Origin of the sequence: Parazoarcus communis (assembly GCF_003111665.1) — a bacterium.
GTDB lineage: Bacteria > Pseudomonadota > Gammaproteobacteria > Burkholderiales > Rhodocyclaceae > Parazoarcus > Parazoarcus communis_B.
The window spans coordinates 2,498,322-2,519,444 of sequence record NZ_CP022188.1; the positions used below are offsets into that span (position 1 = coordinate 2,498,322).

The following is a 21,123-nucleotide window of genomic DNA, read 5'->3' on the forward strand; positions in this document are numbered from 1 at the left end:
GGCCCGCGCGGCAGACCTGGCTCAGGCCTTCGGGCTTTCTGGTTCCGCTTCCGGCGGCCCGGCGGCAGCGAGCTCCTGCTCCAGCAGCGCCACCAGTTCCATGTGCGCATCCTTGGTGGATTGAATCAGCTGGCTCTCGTCGTGGTACAGCGCCTGTTGCCGCTTGAGCAGTTCCTGGTCGTTGCGGGCGAACAGGTCGATGATCTGGCTGGCGACCTCGGGGGGCTTGCCGAGGGCTTCGAAGGTCATGCAGGCCAGGGCGAGGCTGGACTTGAAGGTTTCACGCATCTGCAGGGTGACGCCGAGGTCCATCAGGCGGTAGGCGTGGAAGCGGTCGCGCGCGCGGGCGACGATCTGCACGTGGGGGAAATGCTTGCGCACGAGTTCGGCGCAGCGCAGCGAGGTTTCGATGTCGTCGATGGCCAGCACGAACACCTTGGCTTCGCCGACGCGGGCGGCGTCCAGCACTTCCAGGTGGGCCGCGTTGCCGTAGTAGGCCTGGGCGCCGAAGCGGCGCACCACGTCGACTTCGTCGCGGTCCTTGTCCAGGGCGGTGAAGGGCACGCCGCGCAGGCGCAGGATGCGGCCGATGATCTGGCCGACGCGACCGAAGCCGGCGATCACGACGGGGTTGGGTTCGTCGGGCATGTCGTCGGCAGGCTGTTCCGGCTGGTTGGCCGCTTCCCTGGCGTTGATGCGGTCGCCGATAATGAACAGCAGCGGGGCGATGGCCATTGACAGCGCGACCGACAGCGTCAGCTGTTCGACGACATCGACCGGCAGCAGTGAATTTGCCCGCGCCGCGCCGAACAGCACGAAGGCGAACTCGCCGCACTGCGCGAGCGCCAGCGCTTGCATGCGCGACACTTTGGCTGCACCGCCAACCATCCTGCGCAGGCCGTACAGGCCGAAGCCCTTGATTGCGAGCAGGCCGAAGGTGAAGGCGATGACATTGATCGGGTGCTGCACGATCATGCCGAGGTTGATGCTCATCCCCACCGCGATGAAGAAGAAACCCATCAGCAGGCCCTGGAAGGGCGCGATCGAGCCTTCGAGTTCGTGGCGGAAGTCCGAGTCGGACAACAGCACGCCGGCGACGAAGGCGCCGAGCGACATCGACAGGCCGCTGGCCTCCATCAGCAGGGCAAGGCCGAGCGCGGTGGCGAGCGCCGCGGCGGTAAACATCTCGCGGCTGTCGATGCGGCTGACGTGGCGGAAGATGCGGTCGAGCACCGGTCGCCCGATGGCGATGACGATACCCAGCACCACCAGTCCCACGACGGGCGACACGCCGCCTTCCGGCTTGTCGGCACCGAGCAGGGGCAGCAGCGCCAGCAAGGGGATGACCATCAGATCCTGGAACAGCAGGATGGCGAAGGTTTCGCGGCCGTAGCGGCTATGCAGTTCATTGCGTTCAGCCAGTGTCGGCAGCACGAATGCCGTAGACGACAGGGCCAGCGCCAGACCGGCCAGAACGGACTCGGACCAGCTCAGCCCCAGCAGCCTGGCAACTCCGATGAGCAGCGCGCCCACGCCGAAGAACTGCAGCGCGCCGAGCCCGAACACCGGCTTGCGTAATGCCCACAGGCGGCTGGGCTGAAGCTCAAGGCCGATGATGAACAGCAGCAGCACGACGCCGAGCTCTGCGGTATGCAGCAGGTTCTCGGGGTCGTGCACCACGCTCGCACCCCAGGGGCCGATCAGCACCCCCGCGACGAGGTAGCCCAGCACGGTGCCGAGCCCCGCGCGCTTGAAGAAAGGAACGAGAAAAACAGCAACGGCGAGCAGTGCAGCGAAGGTGGCGACTGATTGCATTGAGATCGATTCGGGTGTGTATGGAGTCCGAAGTCTCCGGCCCTTTGCGGGGTGGCTGCCGAGCGCCGGTCGCTGCCGGCGATCAGGAACAGAGGGTTTCGATTATGCCGCGATTTGAGTCAGACGTCGGCTCGAATAAAGCGCCGCGGCGTCATGCGGGTGCCGGAAGCGGCATCAGAAGCGCGCAGCCGCCGCCATCTACAGGGTCTTCAGGTACTCGATGAGGGCCTGTTTGTCAGGTGCGCTCAGGTCCGTACCGAAGGTGTGCCCCGTATTGCCGCCACCTTTGGCGGCGGTTTCATGGCGCGAGCCGATGCGCTCCGCTTCCGCGCCCTGAGCGACGAAGCCCACGCGCTCGGGGTCGTAAAGGTCGTAGCCGCGCCAGAACACGGTGGGCCTGCTGGCGACCGGTTCGAGCAGATCGTGCAGGGTTGGCACCGAGCCGTTGTGAAGATAGGGCGCGCGCAGCCAGATGCCGTCGAGGAAGGCGGCGACGTAGCCGGTCAGGGGGGCCTCGACCAGTCCGGGGCGCTCGATGCCCATGTCGCGCACGACTGCATTGGCCTCGCGGGCGGCTTTCTCATTCCAGGTGTCGATACGGTTCGGGTCGGTGCCGACCTCGGAGATCGGCACGACGGTGCCGGTGCGGGGCGAGGCGTGGCAGCTGGCGCAGCTGCCGTCGAACACGCGCATTCCCTGCGTGGCCAGTGTCTGGTCGATTTCGAACGGATAGGCCGGGGCCTGTTTGGCCGACACGTAGTCCTGCAGCCAGCGCACCTGGGCTAGAAACGCATCGTTGTCCTTGGGCGGTGCGCCGAGCAGGCCGAGGGCGGAGTCGATGATGACGGAATAGGGGTCGTGGCTGTCACCGGCGAAGTTCATGCGCATGCCGTTTTCCGGCTTGTACTTGCCCAGATTCCACAGCGAAGGCATGTCGGTGGGGCCGAAGCTGTCGTCCATGGGCCAGCGGATCATGAAGTATTTGGTCAGGTTCATGGCGTCGTCGCGTCCGCGCCCCCAGGGCGGGAAGTCTTCACGGTAGAGCCAGGCGAACTGTGCCTCGCGTTCGAGCAGCGTCTTCTTCGTGATGGGGATGATGAGGAAGCGATAGATCAGGCGGTCGACGAAGGACATCTCCGTGACCAGGCGGATTTCCGCCATCAGATTGTCGGCGTTGAAGCGCGGGTCCTTGGCGCAGTCGATCAGAAAGCGGAAGAAGGCCCAGAGGTCGAGCGTGTGGTTGGGGCCGGTGGGCACGAAGACGGGGGAAGCGTCGGCGCTTTCGCGGTAACTGGTGGTATGGCAGGCCGCACAGTTATTCGCCACGCGCGGGAAGCCGACCACCTTCTTGGAAAAGCCCACCGGCAGTTCCTGGCCCTCCTCCCACACCACGCCAAACGAGGCATACCCCCCTGGTCCGGGCAGTTTGTCGGGAAAGATGCGAGGCAGGACGTAGAAGATCCAGTAAGGGATGCCCGCGTCGCGCTCGGCGCCGATGGAGCCGTACTTGAAGCGCATGTCCGGGTTGCTGGTCACCCACTCGGGTTGCGGTTCCTCGCGGAAGAACTTGTACCAGGCGAATGCTGCACCCGCGGCCCCCAGCGCCAGCATTACGACGAGTGCAGCGACCAGACTGCGTCCGCGGCAGGTGGTTCGGACAACGTGCGGCATGGCGATGCTCCTTGTCAGAACGTTTTCAGGTACTCGACCAGCGCATCCTTGTCTGCGGCGGAAAGCGCTGTGCCATAGGCCGCGCCTTCATGTCCGCCATTTCCGTTGCCCGGGAGCGTGGTGTCGAAGAGGAAGGTGGGTGGATGAGTGTTGCCAGCGGCGACGCTGTCGGATGCGAAGCCGACCCGCAACGGGTCGTACACGTCGCTGCCACGGTGAAAGCGCACCGGCCGGTTCTCTGCCGGCTCCAGCAGGTCGCGCAGCGTGGGCACGGAGCCGTTGTGCAGGTAGGGCGCGCGCAGCCAGATGCCGTCCAGCGGCATGTTGGCGTAGCCGTGGGTCTTGCGGAAATGCTGGAAGCGATGCGGATAGCCGGCATAGAGCGTGCCCTGGTTCACCGCCAGATCGCGGCTGTAGGAGTCGAGCCGGGCACGGTCGGTGCCGATCTCGGCAATGGGCGTGACATGGCCGACTGCCGCACCGCTGAAGTCCTGGCCGCTGGCGCCATGACAACTGGCGCAGTATGCCGCGTAGAGCGGTGCGCCACGCTTGGCCAGCGCCGCGTCGATTGCCCACGGCCAGGGCGGTGGGGTGAGGTCGAGCAGCCAGTCTTCCACGCGGGCGATGGCATCGAGATCGATGGTCGGCGGCGTGGTGCCGGTGCCGAATGCCGCGCTCTTGTTGCGTTCTTCGGCGTGGGTGTTGTTGCCGTCCCAGTGCAACTCCATGCGCTGGCCGTCGTCCCGGGTGGTGCGCTTGCGCTGGTTCCAGATCGACGGAAAGTCCGACGCGCCGAGCAGTTCGTGTGCGGGAAGCTGTTTCATGGGGAAGTTGAACAGCACCTTCGCCGAGTTGAATGTGTCGACCCGCCCGGGACCCCAGTCTGGTTGTTCGAATACGAAGTCGAACCGCCCGCGCAGCATCAGCAGGCGCTCCCGCATCAGCGAGATGGCAATCGGATAGACCAGGTAACGGTCGATGAGGCCGATGCCGCCAGCGAGACGGTCGATCTCAGGCACGATGAAACCGGATGAGAATTTCGGTCCGGCGGCACAGTTGAAGAAGAAGGACTCGAAGGCGCGGATGTCGAAGCGGTGCGCCGGCATGCCGACGATCAGGCGCTGCGGGCTGTCCGGCGCTTCCCGCAGAGTGCTGGCGTGACATGCTGCGCAGTTGAGAAAGACACGGTCGATGCCGAGGTTGCGTCGCATGGAAACACCTACCGGCAGGTCGTGGCCGGGCTCGAAGCTCAGACCGAGAGATGCGTATCCGGGCCCCGGCAGGTGTTCGGCACACACTTGCGGAAGCGCGCGCCAGATCCAGTACGGGAAGCCTGATTCACGCTCGCCACCGGTGGAGCCGTACTTGAAATGCGCGACCGGGTCGTCGTAAGTCACGGCCCTGTCCGGCAGGAAACGCAGCGCTGCGTAGAGGGCGCCGGCTCCGATCAATATCCAGGGCAGCCACAGCAGCAGGCGCCACAGCCAGCGCAGGCCTGAACGCTTGCCGGTGTCCGGGCGGGCATCCGAACTCACGACGGATCTCCTTGTGCCGTGTCGGTCGCGCTGTATCGACAGGGCGGGAGCGTGGCGTAGGTCCGGGCCATGACGGCGGTGGATGTACTTCCACGCGCTTTCAGCATCGCGTCGAGTTGTCCGAGCATGGCTGGCAGGTCTGCAGATTGAGCGAACGCGGGGGCGTGTACTGCCGCAGGGGGCGGCATCGGCGTTTTTGAGCGTGCGCCGATCGGCGTCAGGTTCATCGTGAGCCGGTAAAGCATGCGCTCGGCGCAGGTATCGAGCGTGCGCCGGATCTGTGTGTCGTCGCCGTGCAGGAAGCCCGGCGGAAACGCCGTTGCGTCTGCGTGGCACTGGCTGCACTGACGCGCGAAGGGCTGCAGATCAATCGGCCACGCGCCTGCACGCTGTGCTCCGGCCTCGGTCGAACGCGCAGGGGCGAGTGCGGTGTGCTTGCGAGCCATGACCGGCTGCATGCCGAGGTGCTCGAACAGTGGGGCAAGGACGGCGGTTCTGCGCAGCGGGGCGTCATCGAGGGCGTCGCTGGTTCCCGCGATCGTGGCCACGGCGAGCGCATCGATGGCGAGATCGAGCGGGACCAGGTCGGAGGTGAGGTCGAGCGTCGCCCGGGCGGGGCGGCTGTCTGTTGCCAGGCTCACGTGCAGACGGCGGATGGCGTCGCCGGCCCGTGTGCGCACGCGCCCGCCGGCCCGCGTCAGTTCAAAGCGGAGAGGGCTGCCGTTTGCCCGGGATGGTGCGCGGAGTTCGACGGAGCCGATGCTGCTGCCGTCTCCGAGTTGCAGCCGGTCGATACTTCCGCCCGATACCCCTCCGCCTTGCAGATCGAGGCGCGCCAGCATCAGCGTGCCGCGATCGCCGCGGCAGTCGAGATCAAGGCGGGTACGCGCGGTGCTTTTGCGTTCGCTGCAGTTCAGCTCGAGGCTGCGGCCGGGGATGTCTTCAGAGCTGGCAAGGCGCCCCTCGATCTGCAGGACATCGGTGCGTGAAAAGAACATCGACAAGGCCTGCACGAAGCGCCGCACATCGCGGGCGTCGCGGCCTTGCCAGGTTTCGAGGGGCGCACGCAGCGCAAGCGGGTCGAAGGCGCTGCCGATGTCGGCATAGCGATAGAGCTCATCCTTGTCCGGCGCGCGCTCGCCAGGCGCAATGCCGGCGAAGGGCAGGCGATTGGGTACCTGCGGGTCGGGAACCGGCAGGCCCGCTGGCCAGCGCTCGTGCCAGGCAGCAAGCAGGGGGCGGGTCAGCGCGTGTTCGGTCTCTGCCGCAAAGACTGCCGGCAGCTCGCCGCCAAGGCGGTAGCGAAGCGCCTGCTTCAGGGCGGCGGCGCGGCAACGGACGGTGTCGTCACGTGTTGCGGCGGCGCAGCCGTGCTGCCAGAGCCGTTGCGCGGTGGCCAGCAGGTTGGCACGCCTGACGCCGCCATCGATCGCATCGGGCACGTCTACGCCGTGGCGCCACTGCAATCCGTAATACGACTGCCCGGTGGCGGCCAGACGGGCAGCAATGTCCGGGTTGGCGCTGGTTTCGTCCCAGGACTGACGGGAGAAGATCGGTGCGGCATTCTGATGGCAGGACAGGCACAGGCTGCGGTTGGCATAGCCGACTTCTGCCGTGGCGCCCGCCCGATAGTTGCGCACCAGCTGAAACTCGAAGCGGGCTGCTTCGTCGTTGTAGCTGATGACTTCAAGCGCAGCAGCTTTTTCGTGAAAGGCGATGTAGAGCCGGTCCTTCAGATAGGGGTGGCCGGGTAATGCGTCAGCGGGAGGCTCACCGGTCGCGGCCGCTACCACGCGGGGGTAGCGAAAGGCTTCAGCGTCGCCTGCGGCATGCCGCTGCAGAGAACGGCCGAGCGGGATCAGGACCACGGAGAGACCACCGGACGGGGCGCTGCGATCGAGGTGGGCGGAGATGCGCTGCATCAGGCTGCCAAAGGGGAAAGGCACGCCGGCCTCGCCGCTGCTTTCGTTTGCAATGAGACGGTCGAACAGGGAGCGGCCTGCCGGGGGCAGGTCCTCGCCCGGGGGGCCGGCTGCGGCGGCGTGAAAGGCGACGAAGGGTACGCAGCACAGCACCAGATGCAGTACCGGGGCAAGCCGTGCGCGTCGGGTGGCTGAGCGGAGCATGCTTCGTCTCCAGAGTGTCGCCGGGGGTGTCCGCAATGAAGCTGCGAAGTGGTGCCGAAGAAGCTGTTCGGGGCGTTCATCAGGAGCCGGCCGGATTTCGCACGTTCGCCGTCAACCGTGGCTCGCGTCCTTTGCCTGCACCATGCGTTGCTGCGTGCCACCCCAGCAGTCCTCCTCGACCTTCCCCGTCTTCATGAAGGCCTCCCGTGCCTGCTCGGAAATCTCCTTGTTGTAGAGGACGAAGTTCACCACGAAGGCGCGATCCATGTAGGCGCGACCGAGGTAGAAGCCCGGATACACCATGCGGATCTCGTCGCGGATGGCAAAGCCGTTGCGACCGGCAAGCATGTCGGGCATGCGCCTGTAGGCTGGGAGCTCGTCGGTAAAGGCGTAATCAATGATGATCGACTCGCGCCTGCCGTCGAGAAGGCTTTGTCCGCAATAGAGCTTGGCGGGGAACAGCAGCCATTGGTCCTTGCCGTTGAACGTTGCTTTCTGCAGCGGATTGTCCGCGCTCTCCTCGACCAGTCCGAGCTTCTTCAGGGTGGTCAGATCCTCGATGCGATTGCGCAGCACACGCTCCCCGCGGTAGAACACCTTTCCCTTCCACAGGATTTCGCCTGCCAGATCCAGCTTGGCCCCTGCGATGTTGACCAGCAGCCCTTTCAGGCCTCCGCCCGCGATCTCGGACAGCCTCAGCTTGCCGCTGGTCCCGCGCGGAAAGAACAGGTCGCCCTCGAAGGCGCCATCCGGAATCGGGCCGGCCGTGAGCCGCGCATAGATCTGGTCGACCTGCTCCTGGTCCAGGTACGACAGGTTCTTGGGCGTGATCTTGTACAGATCGGCAGTCGAAATCGGATGCTGGTATTCAAGCTGAGCGAAATCGGGCTTGCCCGCGTAGCCCTCTGCATAGGGGGCGAATGGAATCTCCGGCGCGGCCTTGTCGGCGCTGTCGAAAAAGCCACAGGATGTGGTGGCCAGCGCCAGGGCGACACAGGCGGCACGCGAGAGGAGGGTGGTTTTGATCATGGCGTTCCCCATGGGTCATAGCGTCGCAAGGAAGGCGATCAGCGCGTTCTTGTCCGCATCCGACAGGTCTTCGCCGAAGCGGTGGCCCTCGTTCTCGATCTCGGCGGTGCAGCTGCTATAGGCCTGTTTGATCAGGTAAGGACGCGCTTGCAGGGCCGCGACCAGCGCATTCGGTTTGCCGACCAGTTCGCCGGTGATGGCCTTGAGGTCGGTGAAGACCCTGTTTCCGGCTTCGGCGCCGAGGCGCTCGGCGAGCTCGGTCTGCAGGGCTTTCGGCGCCGTCTTCGCCCTGACCAGATCAACGATGAACTGTTTGTGCTGGAAATTGCCGATGGTGCCGGCGGTCACCCCACGGCCTTCGATTTCGCTCGGGATGGTGAGCTCGAAGCCGAGCAGGGTTTCCTTGTCGGAGCCATCCCACAGACGAGGCCCCATGCGCAGGGTGATGTCTTCGCTGAGCAGCGTCACCTTGGGGATGCGCTGGGCCGGGTTTAGCAGTTCGCGCATCGACTCGACGTACAGGCGGAAGCGGCCTTCGACACTCGGGTCATATTCGAAACACGCGGGCTGCTGGTCGGCCGGGAGGAGCCTGTTGTTCCCATCCACGTAGCGCGGGCGCTTGGCGTAAAAGGCGTTGGCGGGATTGCGCGGCTTGCCGCAGAGCTCTGGCCCCACCGCATTGTTGTGCATGAAGGGGGCATGCGCCCACAGGTTGATCAGCGAGATATTGCGGTAATGACCTCGCCCGCCATCGCCCGCTTCCTTCACATTGGGGTCGGGTGGCTGCGCGCGCAAGGTTTCGGAGCCGTATTCCTGCCAGATGTGCCCGCTCATGTGGTTCGCGTGCAGTGCGCGGCAACGGAAGGTTCCAACCTCCGATGCCGGCGTTGGCCGGTCGTTCCCGAGCCAGTCCTGGCGCAGCCCGGTTTCGAGGTCGAGTTTGTGGAAGTCGACATTGGTGAATCCACCGTCCGCAGCTTCCTGCTGGCTTGAGTGACAGCGTGCGCAGGTCTTTGCATAGATGTTTCGACCCTGCGCAACGGCACCCTTGCCGAAGGACTGTTCGAGATCCGCAATCAGGTCCTGCTCGGTGTAGCGCGAGCCGGGGGCAGCCACACGCAGGGCGTTCTCGCGCGCGTCGCGCAAATCGGTTACGTGTGCCTCGGCAGACATGAAGAAGTCGAGGATGTTGGGCAGCCGGTCCTCGATCGCGCGGAAGTTCGGACAGTCGCGTCGGCACTGACCGATATCGAAGGGCGTCTGACCGAATCCACGTTGCTGCGGGTCGATCTGGCGCAGATCGGACAGATGGTTCATCCAGCATTGCTCGGAGCATGAGCCGATGTTGAAATACACGCGCTGTATCGCCTCGAGCGCACCGATCGAGTCTTCGCCGCCCTTCAGGATGTGATGCACGGTTTCCTGCTGCAGCGATTTCTGCCAGCACTTGCCGTCACGGCCCGGCTCGCACCAGCAACTCGCCTCCTTGCTGTCGTCGCCGCACGACTCGACCTTGCGCCACTTCAGCACCGACTCGTTGGCGAAGGTGGGGCGCTTGGCGATGTTGATCAGCGCGTTGATCGTGCCAGGGTTGTTGACCTGGTCGGTCGGGATGGCAGATGTGTCTGAGGCGCCGGGACGCGCGTGGGCGAACATCTGCCATTCCAGCGTGTTGCTCGCCATGCCGGACACCATGATTTCGGAAATGCGGGTGTACTGGTTGCCGATCAGCCCCTTGATGTTCTCCCACTTCGGATGCGCCGGGTCGCTGGGCGGATTGAGCGGATCGAAAGCGATATGGCATGAGCCGCAGGCGGTGCCGATGAGGAAGGGCGGCTCGATGGAACCGTCCTGCAAGTGCGAGCGCGCAGCGTCGCGGTGTCCGCCCGCGGCAGCGATCGGGCGGTTGTATCCTTCCCAGCTTCCCGCGCTGCCGTTGAGCTTCGTCCATGCCGCCTTGTCGAAGCGCGGGTTTGGAAACTTGCGGATGCCAAGCGCGCCAGTCGAGGTGCCGAAGCGCAAGTCACAGGCCGGCTGGCGCTGATCCGTGGGGCCGTGGGGGTCGTCGGCTCCGAGCGGCGCGTCGCGGAAATCGCAGGCGGGGTCGCGGTAGCCCTGGCGTCCGACATAGCCTAGCAACTCCTCGTCGCCCGGGCACCAGTCGAGGCCATAGGTCTCGTCGAGCGATTTCGCCGGGCAGTCCGGCTCGCCCGGCGTGCAGCAGGATGGGTCGTTGATGATGCCCCAGGCGCGGAAACGGTCGTCGCGCTCGTCACCACGCAGCACGCGATACCAGTCGATCAGCACGCCAACGCGCTGCTGGAAAACGTAGGTATGAAAGCGTTCATTGCCCGCTGTGGCCTTGAACCAGATCAGCCGGCCCGCACACTCGGATGCGTTGAGTCCCTCACGCGCACAGGCCTCGTAATAGGGGGCATCCTGTGCATGGTCGATACGTGGCAGTTGTGGGGGCGGAGCATCGGGTGCGGCGCCGGACTGTGCCGGGCTGGCGTCGATGGCCGCTGATGTCGAAGCCGGTCCTGATTGAGTGGTTGCTGACAAAGGAAGCGCAACGGCAAGAACCGCAGCGAGCAGAGTGGCAACGAGAAGCGCACGCCTCATGATTTGCTCTCCGGTGTTTGCGGGCCGCCAGAGAGCCGGGGCGCGTGCCCCCGACCAAATGAAGTCGGCTCGATTCCCGGATCAGGAACAAGCCGTTTTCGTGGTCACGAACGCACGCAGCAAATCGCTCTGTCGGCTCTGGGGGACTGCCGCATCATCGGCACGGCAGACCTATCCTGTATTTCTTGTACTTCATTCATAGCCGGAAATAGCACGTTTGCAAGGCGCATGCGTGCTCGTTTCAGGGCGCGGGCGCGCAAAGCGGCCGGAACGCGGGGGCGAGACAAGGTCTGTGACCGGGCCGAAAGTGCACATCACGACTGCGCGTCCACAGGCCGTTTTCGTGCGCCGGAAAACAAAAAGGCCAACCCTTTCGGATTGGCCTAAGTGCTTGAATTCTTTGGTGGGGGCACTAGGATTCGAACCTAGGACCTACTGATTAAGAGTCAGCTGCTCTACCAACTGAGCTATACCCCCATTGCCGTTTTTACTGGCGTCGCCGGATGTTGTTCCGTCGAGAGGCGCGCATAATAGCCAATAGCCTTTGCATATGCAAGCTTTTCGGCGAAAAAATTGCTCAGGATGCCTGTATGCGGCCGCCACGGCGACGTGTGCCGATGCCTGCGATGGCGCCCATGCCCTGACTGCCGTGGGCATGACAGATGGCGCAGGCGAGGGCGTCGGCGGCGTCGGGGCTCGGCGATGCGTCGAGGGCGAGCAGACGCTGGACCATGTGCTGAACCTGCTCCTTTGCGGCCTTGCCGTGACCCACGACCGATTGCTTGACCTGGAGTGCGGTGTATTCCGCCACCGGCAGATCGCATGACACCGCGCCGCAGATCACCGCACCGCGGGCCTGGCCGAGAAGCAGGGTGGACTGCGGATTGACGTTCACGAACACCTTTTCCACCGCGACCATGTCCGGCGCATAGGTGGCGATGACTTCGCGCACACCGTCTAGCAGCGTCTTGAGGCGCCCCGGCAGTTCGCCGTCACGGGTCTTGATGCAGCCGCTGGCGACATAGCGCAACTGGCTGCCGAGTACGTCGATGACGCCGAAGCCGGTGATGCGCAGCCCCGGGTCGAGGCCGAGGATGCGGGTGGCAACCGTGCGTGATGCCGTGCCGCCCGGGCTGAGCTGGCTCAAACCACCACCGCAGTACCGCTGACGCACACCATCAACATGCCGTTGTCCTGGCCGAGCACTTCGTAGTCGATGTCGATGCCGACGACGGCGTTGGCGCCGAGCCTGGCCGCCTGTTCTGCCATTTCTTCCATCGCCATTTCACGCGCATCGGCCAGCGAACGCTCGTACGCGCCCGCGCGGCCGCCGACGATGTTGCGGATGGAGGCGAACAGGTCCTTGAAGATGTTGGCGCCGATGATGGCTTCGCCCGCGACCACGCCGAGATAGCGCTGGATGGTGTGGCCTTCGAGGGTGGGGGTGGTTGACAGTTGCATGGCCGGTCTCCGTGGATGCATTCCCGCCGAATGCTATCAGGCCTTGCGGGCGAGCCATACTCCGGCGACGGCCACGATCATGCCGGCGAGCGCGAGTCCGCTCAGGGTTTCGCCGAACATCGCCCACGCAATCAGCGCGGTGGTGGGGGGCGTCAGGTAGAACAGGCTGGCAACGTTGACGGCACTGCCGCTGCGGATGAGGAGGTTGAGCAGGCTGATGGCGCCCAGCGACAGCACCACGACCAGCCACAGCAGCGCAAACACGAACTCGCCGCTCCAGGTGATCTCCATGCTCTCGGTCTGGTTGGCAATCAGTGCGGTGAGGATCAGCGTGGGGACGAACTGGACGATGGAGCCGGTGCGCAGGTCGAAGCGCGGGCAGAAGCGCTTCTGGTACAGGGTCCCCACGGTGATGCCGATCAGCGCGAGCAGCGCCGGGGCGAGCATCGTGCCGAGTTCGTCCGGCGCCATGCCGTCAACCGCGATCTTGTTGCTCACGACCAGCGACACGCCGAAGAAACCGAGCGCGAGCCCGCCCCACTGGCGGATGCTGACGCGCTCGCCGAGCAGGAAGCCGGCGCCGAGCGCGGTGAGCAAGGGTTGCATGCCGACGACCAGCGCGGTGACGCCAGCCGGCAGTCCGCGATCGATGGCAACGAATACGCCACCCAGGTAGAGGGCCTGAACCAGCACGCCGGTGATGCCGATATGCATGGCTTCGCGTGGCGACTTCGGCCATGGGGCACGCATCGCCAGCGCCAGCATGACCATCAGCACGATGACGAGCACGTAGCGCGCAGACAGGAAGGTGAGCGGCCCCGCATAGGGCAGACCGAACTTGGCGCCAACGAAGCCGGTGCTCCAGAGCAGCACGAAGAGCAGCGGCATCACGCGTTGTGCAAGGGTGGGCGTGGTCATGATCGGGGTCGGGTCTGCAGAATAAAAAAGGCGACGCATCGCGCCGCCTCGTGAGTGCCGCGAGCAGCCGGGCTTACTCGTCGAGTGCTGCCGAAGTGTAAACGTCCTGCACGTCGTCGAGTGCGTCGAGCGCATCCAGCAGCTTCTGCATGCGCACCGCATCGTCACCCGAGAGCTCGGTTTCGTTCTGCGGCTTCATCGTGACTTCGCCGAATTCGGCGGTGAAGCCGGCGGCTTCGAGCGCTTCCTTCACCGAGGTGAATTCCCACGGTCCGGTAATCACTTCGAGGGAGCCATCGTCGTTGGCGACCACGTCTTCCGCGCCGGCTTCGAGGGCGGCTTCCATCAGTGCATCCTCGTCGGTGCCGGGAGCAAACATCAGCTGGCCACAATGAGTGAACTGGAACGCGACGCAGCCGTCGGTGCCCATGTTGCCACCGTACTTGGAGAAGGCGTGGCGGACGTCGGCAACGGTGCGGACCTTGTTGTCGGTGAGGCAGTCGACGATGACCGCTGCGCCGCCGATGCCGTAGCCTTCGTAGCGCGCTTCCTCGTAGGTCACGCCTTCAAGCTGGCCGGTGCCGCGCTTGATCGCGTTGTCGATGTTGTCCTTGGGCATCGATTCGCCCTTCGCCTTGTCGATGGCGAGGCGAAGACGCGGGTTTGAGCCGATATCGCCCCCGCCCATGCGGGCAGCGACGGTGATTTCCTTGATCAGCTTGGAGAAGACCTTGCCCCGCTTGGCGTCCTGACGACCCTTGCGGTGCTGAATATTGGCCCATTTTGAGTGACCAGCCATACGAACCTCTGGAGCAGCGTGTGCGGTTGAAAAGTCGCTGCATTATACAGATCCCCGGCCGCAGGCTGGTGCCCGGGCGGGATGCTCGGGTTAAGATTGAGCGTATTCGCCGTTCAAAACTCACTTGCCGGAGGGGCACATGGTCGAGCCGCTACTGATTGCCAGAACAAAAGACAAGGACATCACCCTGCTGCCGCGCCTGGCCAATCGCCATGGGCTGATTACCGGCGCGACCGGAACAGGCAAGACGGTCACCCTGCAGAAAATGGCCGAGGCATTCTCCAGCGTCGGCGTACCGGTGTTCATGGCCGACGTCAAAGGGGATCTGTCCGGCATCGGTGCTGCCGGCACCGCCTCGGACAAGCTCATGCAGCGCCTGGCGGCGCTCGGCATTACCGAGTTCCACCCGCGTGCCAACACCACCGTGTTCTGGGATGTGTTCGGTGAGCAGGGCCATCCGGTGCGGGCCACGATCTCCGACATGGGGCCGTTGCTGCTGTCGCGTCTGCTCAACCTCAACGATACCCAGTCCGGGGTGCTGCAGCTCGTGTTCAAGCTCGCCGACGACAACGGCATGCTCTTGCTCGATCTCAAGGATCTGCGCGCGATGGTGCAGTACGTGGGGGAGAATGCGAAGACCTTCACCACCGAGTACGGAAACATCTCCACGGCGTCGATCGGTGCGATCCAGCGCAATCTGCTGGGGCTGGAAGAGCAGGGCGGCGACATCTTCTTCGGCGAGCCGATGCTGGACATCAACGACCTGATGCAGACCGATGGCGACGGCCGTGGCGTGATCAACGTGCTTGCGGCCGACCGCCTGTACAACTCGCCCAAGCTGTACTCCACCTTCCTGCTGTGGATGCTGTCGGAGCTGTTCGAGCAGCTGCCCGAAGTCGGCGACCCCGAAAAGCCCAAGATGGTGTTCTTCTTCGATGAGGCTCACCTGCTGTTCAACGATGCGCCAAAGGCATTGATCGAGAAGATCGAGCAGGTCGTGCGCCTGATCCGCTCCAAGGGCGTTGGCGTGTATTTCGTGACCCAGAACCCGCTCGATGTCCCCGAGACGGTGCTCGGGCAGCTCGGCAACCGGGTTCAGCATGCCTTGCGTGCCTTCACCCCGCGCGACCAGAAGGCGGTCAAGACCGCAGCCGACACCATGCGTCCGAACCCGGCGTTCAACGCGGCAGACGCGATCACCGAGCTCGGGGTTGGCGAGGCGCTGATCTCCTTCCTCGACGAGAAGGGACGGCCGACCATCGTCGAGCGTGCGTTCGTCATTGCCCCCGACTCGCGCCTGGGGCCGATGGTCGATGCCGAGCGCAAGGCGGCGATCACCGGCTCGGTCATCTACGGTCACTACGAAAAGGCCGTGGACCGCGAGTCCGCGTACGAAATGCTGCGTTCGCAGGCCGCGGCCCGCGAGGCGGAGGCCCCCGCCAAGGCGAGCACTGGCGGATCGGGTGGCGGGCTCAACGACATGCTTTTCGGCTCCACCGGACCACGCGGAGGTCAGCGTGACGGGCTGCTGCAGATCGCCGCCAAGACCGTGACCCGCACCATCGGCAGCAGCATCGGACGCCAGATCGTGCGCGGCCTGCTGGGTTCCTTGCTCGGCAGCAAACGCTGAACGTGCGCTGAAAGGCCGGCGACCGGTGCGCGGGACGGTCGCCGCCGTTCCGGCGTCAGTGCATCGGCATTGTGCGATCGTGTTTGAGGTGGCTTAATCCCGGCTCGCCAAACGGGAGTGCGGGACATGGGGCAGACGTCGACCGGCGTCGGATTGTTGTTTGCGGTTGCAGGAGCGGTCGGTTTCTCGTTCAAGGCGATCCTGGTGAAGCTGGCCTATCGCTACGGGGTCGATGCTGAAACCCTGCTTGCCTTGCGCATGGCCTTTTCGCTGCCTTTCTTTCTCTTGCTGGGGGTGCTGGGCAGCCGCAGTGCCGCGTCGCCGCTGTCGCGCACCGACTGGGTGTGGATGGCCGGCCTGGGCGTTTTCGGCTATTACCTCGCAAGCTACCTGGATTTCCTCGGGCTCGCCTACATCACGGCGGCACTCGAACGCCTGATCCTGTTTCTGTATCCCACCATCGTGCTCGTGGTCTCCGCCCTGTTTCTGGGCAAGCCCATCACCCGGCGCATGGCCGGCGCGCTGGCACTGTGCTATCTCGGGATCGGGCTGGCGGTCGGGCACGACCTCACGCTCGCCGGCGAGGCTGGCGACGTGGTGCTGGGCTGCGTACTGGTGTTCGGCAGTGCGGTCAGCTATGCGCTCTACCTCATGGGGAACGGGCACGTGGTCGGGCGTCTGGGCTCGGCGCGGGTGACGGCCTACGCCTCGTCCTTTGCCTGCGTGTTCAGCCTGGCGCAGTTCGGTCTGATGCGCCCGCTCGAGGCCTTGGCTCAGCCGTGGGAGATCTATGGGCTGTCGCTGGCGATGGCCGCGTTCAGCACGGTCGGGCCGGTCTGGCTCGTGTCCGAGGCGATTCGCCGGCTTGGTGCCGGGCCGGTATCGCTGACCGGCACCCTTGGTCCGGTGGTTACCCTGTTCTTCGGATGGCTGCTGCTTGGCGAACGCATCGGGCTGGCGCAGATGGCGGGCATGACGATGGTGATAGCAGGCGTGGTGACGATGGCGCGCGCTCCGAAGCGCTGAATCGCTCAAGATGCGGTGCGAGCGGTCGATATGACGTGATATACAGTCCGCCGGACTTGCACATGATCGAACAAAGGGAGAGCAGCATGGGGTGGCTGGGAAAGAGTGCCGAGCTTGCAGCCTTGCGGGTTGAGCTCGATGTCGCACGAAGCGCACTCGAGTTCGAGCGCGAGCGGTCTGCCACGCTTGAGGCCAGGATCGCCGAGCAGGAACTGGTGTGTGCCGAAGCCAAACGCCGTGAGGCGCTGTTCGACGCGCTGTTCGGCCAGTTGCGCAACTACGGTCAGACCCTGGTTTCGGTGCAGGGCACGTTCGGAGACCTTGCCCAACGCCTTGGCGCACAGGAAAAGGCCGCGACACGCTCGACCGTTGCGGCGGACGAAAGTGTCGCAGCCATCGGCAGTGTGTCGGGAAGCCTGGCGCAACTTGCGACCGATACCGGCGAGACCGCCGGCTCGGTCGCACAGCTGGCCGAGCGTGCCGCCCAGATCGGCGGCATTGTCCGACTGATTCGGGAGATTGCCGACCAGACCAATCTGCTCGCGCTGAACGCGGCGATCGAAGCGGCGCGCGCGGGCGAGCAGGGGCGTGGTTTCGCGGTCGTGGCTGACGAGGTGCGCAAGCTGGCCGAACGTACGGCCGGGGCAACAAACGAAATCTCCGGGCTGGTGACCGCCATCCAGGGAGAGACGGGGCAGGTGCGGAGCGTGATCGGCTCTCTGTCGGAAAAGGCGACCAGTGCGGCCGAGGATGGACGTCGGGCGCAGGGCAGCATGGACGAATTGAGTGATATCGCCCGCCAGCTCGCGGGCACCATGCAGGACGCGTCAGTGCGCAGTTTTGCCGAACTGGCGAAGCTCGATCATCTGATCTTCAAGCTCGACGTGTACCAGGCGGTTTCGGGGCACTCCGGGCGCACAGCCGCCGACTTCTCGAGTCACCACGAGTGCCGGCTCGGGAAATGGTATTTCGAGGGCGATGGAAAGCGTTTCGCCAGTCTGCCCGCGTATCGCAATCTCGATGCGCCACATGCGCTGGTGCACGCCGCCGGCAAGCGCGCGCTCGAATCGTGCGGTGCCGGGCGTCTTGACGATGCGCTCTTGGGCATTCAGGACATGGAGCAGGCCAGCGTCCGCGTGCTTTCCGAGCTGCAGGCAATCTCGGATTCGTCGGGCCAGTCCAGACGCTGAACCCGAAACGGCGTGCTGCAAGCCGTTTCGGGCGGTCGGCGCGTTCAGGCGAGCTTGAGGCGGTGGCAGATCTCGGTGGTGAGGGCTGACTGGTTCATGCTGTAGAAATGCAGGCCGGGCGCGCCGCTGGCGATCAGTTTTTCGCACATCGCGGTGACGACATCGAGGCCGAAGGCACGAATCGATTCCGAATCGTCGCCGAAGGCTTCGAACTTCTTGCGCATCCAGCGCGGGATCTCGGTACCGCACGCGTCCGAGAAACGGGCCAGCTTGGAGAAGCTGGCGATGGGCATGATGCCGGGGATGATCGGGATGTCGACGCCCATGCCACGCACCGCATCGACGAAATGCAGATAGGCGTCGATATTGTAGAAGTACTGCGTGATCGCGGAGTCGGCACCGGCTTCGGCCTTGCGCTTGAAGGCGAGCAGGTCGTCCTTGGGGCTGCGGGCTTGCGGATGCCATTCAGGGTAGGCCGCAATCTCGATGCGGAAACGCTGCCCTGTCTCGGCGCGAATGAACGCCACCAGTTCGTTGGCATAGCGGAATTCGCCTGCATCGCCAACGCCGGAGGGCAGGTCGCCACGCAGGGCGACGATACGCTTGATGCCGGCTTCGGCGTACTCCGCCAGGATGGCGCGGATGCTGTCGCGGGTCGAGCCGATGCACGACAGGTGAGGGGCTGCTTCGGAGCCGCTCGCTGCAATCTCCTTGACCGTGGCGAAAGTGCGCTCGCGGGTGGAGCCGCCGGCGCCATAGGTCACTGAGAAGAAGCTGGGCCGGAGTTCGGCCAGCCGGGCGCGCACGGCACGCAGCTTCTCCGCACCCTCTTCGGTTTGGGGCGGAAAGAATTCGATCGAAAGTTCAGTGTTGTTCATGTTGCATCCAGATGAAGAATTCGCGGTTGCCGTCGGTGCCGGTAATCGGGGAGTCGTACCAGCCCTTTACGCTCAGACCGCAACTGCGTGCACTATCCCGAAGTCGTGATTCGACGTCGGCATACAAGTTGGTATCGCGGACAATGCCGCCTTTGGACAAGCCCTTGGGGCCGACCTCGAACTGTGGCTTGACCAGCGCCAGGATGCTGCCCCCTGTTGCCAGCAACGCAGGCCACTGCGGCATCAGCAGTGTCAGCGAAATGAAGCTGGCATCGCAGACGATCAGCCCGAAGCCGTCCGGAGGGAAGTGCGCACCCAGATCCGCAACGAGCAGGTGACGCGCATTGATACCCTCCAGGGTGACGCAGCGCGCGTCCGCCGCCAGCTTCGCGTGGATCTGGCCGTGTCCGACCTCGACGCCGACAACCTGCTTCGCGCCCGCCTGCAGCAGGCAGTCGGTAAAGCCGCCGGTGGATTGCCCCACGTCGAGGCAAGTCAGGCCGGTGACGGACAGCTTGCTGGCTGCCAGCGCGCCTGCAAGCTTGAGCCCGCCGCGCGAGACGAAGCGGTCGTTCTCGTCCGGCCGGACTTGCAGTACAACCTCGCCCGGCAGCGTTTGGGCCGATTTCGTCACCGGACCACCTTCCCAGCTGACCCGGCCGGCCTCGATCAGTCCCTGCGCCGCAGTCCGGGAGGGCGCGAGCCCTTGAGTCACCAGCAGGCTGTCAGCACGCATCAGGCCGCCACGCTCGGCGGGTGCCTGCACATGGGTCGTGGCAGGCGCGGTTGCCGGGCGCGCCGTGCGCCGATGAAATGATTTCAAGCGAGCGTTCCCGGATGCTCAGGAAACCTTCACCACTTCGACCGGGTGCTCGTACACATCCTTGCGCTTGTCGTAGAGGGGAATGGTGGTGCCGTGTGTGCGGCCGCTTTCGAGGTCCTTGAGGTCCACGTCGGCCACGACGATCTGTTCGATGTTCGGTGTGCCTTCGGCGGCAATGCCGTCGCGTGCGAAAGCGAAGTCCGACGGCGTGATGATGCTGGCCTGACCATAGTGCAGACCCAGGCCCTCGACCGGCAGGTTGCCCACGGTGCTGGTCATGGCGACAAACACCTGGTTCTCGATGGCCCGGGCGTGGCAGCAGTAGCGCACGCGCAGGAAGCCCTGGCGGTCGTCGGTACACGAGGGCACGAAAAGAATGTCGGCGCCAGCTTCGCACACCATGCGTGCGAGCTCGGGGAACTCGATGTCGTAGCAGATCAGGATCGCGATCTTGCCGAAGGGGGTCTCGAACAGGCGCAGCTGGTCACCGGCGTCGGTGTTCCATTTTTCGCGCTCCCAGCGCGTGCGGTGGATCTTGTCCTGCTCGTAGATTTCACCGCTCGGGGTGAAATAGTACGCGGTGTTGAGCAAGCGCCCTTCTTCGTTGACCTGCGGGGTGGTGCCGCCGATGAGGTGCACGTCCCATTGCGCTGCAAGCTCCTGCATCAGGTCCTTGTAGCGCTTGGTGTAGTCGTTCATGTTGCGCACGGCGGCGCGCACGTCGCTGGTGTCCATGAAGGACAGCAGTTGCGTGGTGAAGATCTCGGGCAGCAGCACGAACTGGGGTTTGTAGTCCCCGGCGGCCTTCATGATGAAACGCACCTGATTCTCGAAACCCGACCAGTCGTGGATCGGGCGCAGCAGGTACTGCACGGCAGCAATTCGAACGATCATAGTGCGATTTCCTCAGGGATGATGGTGGGGTTTGACGGATCGTAATCCGGGTTGAGCCATACGATCAGCGAGGCATAGCCGCGCGATTCGGTATCCTCGGGAATGTAGTTCTCGATGACGCCGCAATAGCTGAAGCCTTCCTTGATCTGGAAGCTCAGTACGGGGTCGATCAGATCGCCCCAGACCACCTTTTGCGCATAGAACTCTGCGCTCATTTCGTCAGCGTAGCGGTCGTAACCCGGCAGGCGTCCGCAGGCAATGATGCGCTTCAGGTTCATGGCCCGGCACAGCGATCGACGGCCTTCGTAGAGCAGGTGTCCCACCCCTTTGCCTTGCAGCCTCGGATCGACAAAGACCTCTGCGCCATAAAGCGTCTTGCCGTCCGGGTTGTGATTGTCGAACGTGCCGGCACCGGTGATCTCCTTCCAGCTGTGCGACTCCGCCCAATCGTCCCACAGCACGATGAGTGAGCTCGCACATCCGACCAGGCCATCTTCCGTCTCGGCCACGATCTGGCCCTGCGGAAAGACGTCGAGCTGCTCGGCGAGCTTGCGCTTGCTCCATGCAGGGATGTCCGGATAGACCTCGGACTGAAGGGCGATCAGTGCGGGAATGTCTTCCGGGCGAGTCTGACGCACGCTGACAGAGTTCATTCGGTGTCTCCAAGTCTTATTGTTCGTAAGGGCCACCGCGCCCTGGAGGAGGC

17 protein-coding genes, 1 tRNA gene and 1 pseudogene are annotated in these 21,123 nt (G+C 64.6%); 4 read left to right on the forward strand and 15 right to left on the reverse strand.

Annotated features, from left to right (window positions below; all coding sequences use genetic code 11):
- Positions 1 to 21 precede the first annotated feature (21 nt).
- The 11 genes from CEW87_RS11425 to CEW87_RS11475 form a co-directional block, all read right to left on the reverse strand.
- Positions 22 to 1,815 carry a monovalent cation:proton antiporter-2 (CPA2) family protein gene (locus CEW87_RS11425; RefSeq protein WP_108950868.1) on the reverse strand — a complete coding sequence of 598 codons (1,794 nt, stop codon included), beginning with the start codon at positions 1,813 to 1,815 and terminating at the stop codon, positions 22 to 24.
- A 198-nt stretch (positions 1,816 to 2,013) separates the two neighbouring features.
- A complete protein-coding gene (locus tag CEW87_RS11430; RefSeq protein WP_234421511.1) occupies positions 2,014 to 3,486 on the reverse strand; it encodes a hypothetical protein in 1,473 nt (490 codons plus the stop codon).
- A 14-nt stretch (positions 3,487 to 3,500) separates the two neighbouring features.
- Positions 3,501 to 5,021, reverse strand: a complete 1,521-nt coding sequence (locus CEW87_RS11435; protein ID WP_108973114.1) for a c-type cytochrome — start codon at positions 5,019 to 5,021, stop codon at positions 3,501 to 3,503.
- Positions 5,018 to 7,147 carry a hypothetical protein gene (locus CEW87_RS11440; protein ID WP_108973116.1) on the reverse strand — a complete coding sequence of 710 codons (2,130 nt, stop codon included), beginning with the start codon at positions 7,145 to 7,147 and terminating at the stop codon, positions 5,018 to 5,020. The genes CEW87_RS11435 and CEW87_RS11440 overlap by 4 nt, the downstream gene beginning before the upstream one ends.
- 111 nt (positions 7,148 to 7,258) lie before the next feature.
- Complete coding sequence (locus CEW87_RS11445) at positions 7,259 to 8,176, reverse strand: hypothetical protein (RefSeq protein WP_234421512.1); 918 nt, start codon at positions 8,174 to 8,176, stop codon at positions 7,259 to 7,261.
- Between the two features lie 15 nt (positions 8,177 to 8,191).
- Complete coding sequence (locus CEW87_RS11450) at positions 8,192 to 10,798, reverse strand: cytochrome c (protein WP_234421513.1); 2,607 nt, start codon at positions 10,796 to 10,798, stop codon at positions 8,192 to 8,194.
- 401 nt (positions 10,799 to 11,199) lie between these two features.
- Positions 11,200 to 11,275 (reverse strand) — tRNA-Lys (locus CEW87_RS11455).
- 100 nt (positions 11,276 to 11,375) lie between these two features.
- Entirely contained in the window at positions 11,376 to 11,945 is a 570-nt protein-coding gene (gene ruvC, locus CEW87_RS11460; protein WP_108973120.1) for a crossover junction endodeoxyribonuclease RuvC, read from the reverse strand.
- Positions 11,942 to 12,259 (reverse strand): heavy metal-binding domain-containing protein, encoded by a 318-nt coding sequence (locus tag CEW87_RS11465; RefSeq protein ID WP_108973121.1) that lies wholly within the window; start codon positions 12,257 to 12,259, stop codon positions 11,942 to 11,944. The genes ruvC and CEW87_RS11465 overlap by 4 nt, the downstream gene beginning before the upstream one ends.
- A gap of 36 nt (positions 12,260 to 12,295) precedes the next feature.
- Positions 12,296 to 13,177 (reverse strand): DMT family transporter, encoded by an 882-nt coding sequence (locus CEW87_RS11470; RefSeq protein WP_108977148.1) that lies wholly within the window; start codon positions 13,175 to 13,177, stop codon positions 12,296 to 12,298.
- Between the two features lie 73 nt (positions 13,178 to 13,250).
- Complete coding sequence (locus CEW87_RS11475) at positions 13,251 to 13,976, reverse strand: YebC/PmpR family DNA-binding transcriptional regulator (protein WP_108950872.1); 726 nt, start codon at positions 13,974 to 13,976, stop codon at positions 13,251 to 13,253.
- Positions 13,977 to 14,115: 139 nt separating this feature from the next.
- Between CEW87_RS11475 and CEW87_RS11480 the strand changes: the two genes are divergently transcribed.
- From CEW87_RS11480 to CEW87_RS23025, 4 genes and pseudogenes are all read left to right on the forward strand, one after another.
- Entirely contained in the window at positions 14,116 to 15,606 is a 1,491-nt protein-coding gene (locus tag CEW87_RS11480) for a helicase HerA-like C-terminal domain-containing protein (protein WP_108973123.1), read from the forward strand.
- Positions 15,607 to 15,732: 126 nt separating this feature from the next.
- Complete coding sequence (locus CEW87_RS11485; RefSeq protein WP_108973125.1) at positions 15,733 to 16,632, forward strand: DMT family transporter; 900 nt, start codon at positions 15,733 to 15,735, stop codon at positions 16,630 to 16,632.
- Positions 16,633 to 16,718: 86 nt separating this feature from the next.
- Positions 16,719 to 17,408, forward strand: a pseudogene (locus CEW87_RS23020) (methyl-accepting chemotaxis protein); the annotation flags it as partial.
- 39 nt (positions 17,409 to 17,447) lie between these two features.
- Positions 17,448 to 17,822 (forward strand): CZB domain-containing protein, encoded by a 375-nt coding sequence (locus tag CEW87_RS23025; protein WP_234421748.1) that lies wholly within the window; start codon positions 17,448 to 17,450, stop codon positions 17,820 to 17,822.
- A 44-nt stretch (positions 17,823 to 17,866) separates the two neighbouring features.
- Here CEW87_RS23025 and metF read toward each other — a convergent pair whose 3' ends face one another.
- The 4 genes from metF to CEW87_RS11510 are packed head-to-tail and all read right to left on the reverse strand — an operon-like array spanning position 17,867 to position 21,070.
- Positions 17,867 to 18,700 carry a methylenetetrahydrofolate reductase [NAD(P)H] gene (metF, locus tag CEW87_RS11495; protein ID WP_108973127.1) on the reverse strand — a complete coding sequence of 278 codons (834 nt, stop codon included), beginning with the start codon at positions 18,698 to 18,700 and terminating at the stop codon, positions 17,867 to 17,869.
- Entirely contained in the window at positions 18,687 to 19,523 is an 837-nt protein-coding gene (locus CEW87_RS11500; protein WP_234421514.1) for a TlyA family RNA methyltransferase, read from the reverse strand. The genes metF and CEW87_RS11500 overlap by 14 nt, the downstream gene beginning before the upstream one ends.
- A gap of 18 nt (positions 19,524 to 19,541) precedes the next feature.
- Positions 19,542 to 20,417, reverse strand: coding sequence for a carbon-nitrogen hydrolase family protein (locus CEW87_RS11505; RefSeq protein WP_108973129.1), 876 nt, complete (start codon positions 20,415 to 20,417; stop codon positions 19,542 to 19,544).
- Positions 20,414 to 21,070: a GNAT family N-acetyltransferase gene (locus CEW87_RS11510; RefSeq protein WP_108973131.1), complete on the reverse strand. Its 657-nt coding sequence runs from the start codon at positions 21,068 to 21,070 to the stop codon at positions 20,414 to 20,416. Before CEW87_RS11510 ends, CEW87_RS11505 begins: the two co-directional genes overlap by 4 nt.
- Between the last annotated feature and the right edge of the window lie 53 nt (positions 21,071 to 21,123).

Excerpts from the sequence above, each read along its gene's own strand:
- metF (WP_108973127.1), bottom strand. The coding sequence starts at position 18,700 with ATGAACAACACTGAACTTTCGATCGAATTCTTTCCGCCCCAAACCGAA.
- CEW87_RS11505 (WP_108973129.1), bottom strand. The coding sequence starts at position 20,417 with ATGATCGTTCGAATTGCTGCCGTGCAGTACCTGCTGCGCCCGATCCAC.
- CEW87_RS11445 (WP_234421512.1), bottom strand. The coding sequence starts at position 8,176 with ATGATCAAAACCACCCTCCTCTCGCGTGCCGCCTGTGTCGCCCTGGCG.
- CEW87_RS11470 (WP_108977148.1), bottom strand. The coding sequence starts at position 13,177 with ATGACCACGCCCACCCTTGCACAACGCGTGATGCCGCTGCTCTTCGTG.
- CEW87_RS11475 (WP_108950872.1), bottom strand. The coding sequence starts at position 13,976 with ATGGCTGGTCACTCAAAATGGGCCAATATTCAGCACCGCAAGGGTCGT.
- CEW87_RS11430 (WP_234421511.1), bottom strand. The coding sequence starts at position 3,486 with ATGCCGCACGTTGTCCGAACCACCTGCCGCGGACGCAGTCTGGTCGCT.
- CEW87_RS11510 (WP_108973131.1), bottom strand. The coding sequence starts at position 21,070 with ATGAACTCTGTCAGCGTGCGTCAGACTCGCCCGGAAGACATTCCCGCA.
- CEW87_RS11440 (WP_108973116.1), bottom strand. The coding sequence starts at position 7,147 with ATGCTCCGCTCAGCCACCCGACGCGCACGGCTTGCCCCGGTACTGCAT.
- CEW87_RS11480 (WP_108973123.1), top strand. The coding sequence starts at position 14,116 with ATGGTCGAGCCGCTACTGATTGCCAGAACAAAAGACAAGGACATCACC.
- CEW87_RS11465 (WP_108973121.1), bottom strand. The coding sequence starts at position 12,259 with ATGCAACTGTCAACCACCCCCACCCTCGAAGGCCACACCATCCAGCGC.
- CEW87_RS23025 (WP_234421748.1), top strand. The coding sequence starts at position 17,448 with ATGCAGGACGCGTCAGTGCGCAGTTTTGCCGAACTGGCGAAGCTCGAT.
- CEW87_RS11450 (WP_234421513.1), bottom strand. The coding sequence starts at position 10,798 with ATGAGGCGTGCGCTTCTCGTTGCCACTCTGCTCGCTGCGGTTCTTGCC.
- CEW87_RS11425 (WP_108950868.1), bottom strand. The coding sequence starts at position 1,815 with ATGCAATCAGTCGCCACCTTCGCTGCACTGCTCGCCGTTGCTGTTTTT.
- CEW87_RS11485 (WP_108973125.1), top strand. The coding sequence starts at position 15,733 with ATGGGGCAGACGTCGACCGGCGTCGGATTGTTGTTTGCGGTTGCAGGA.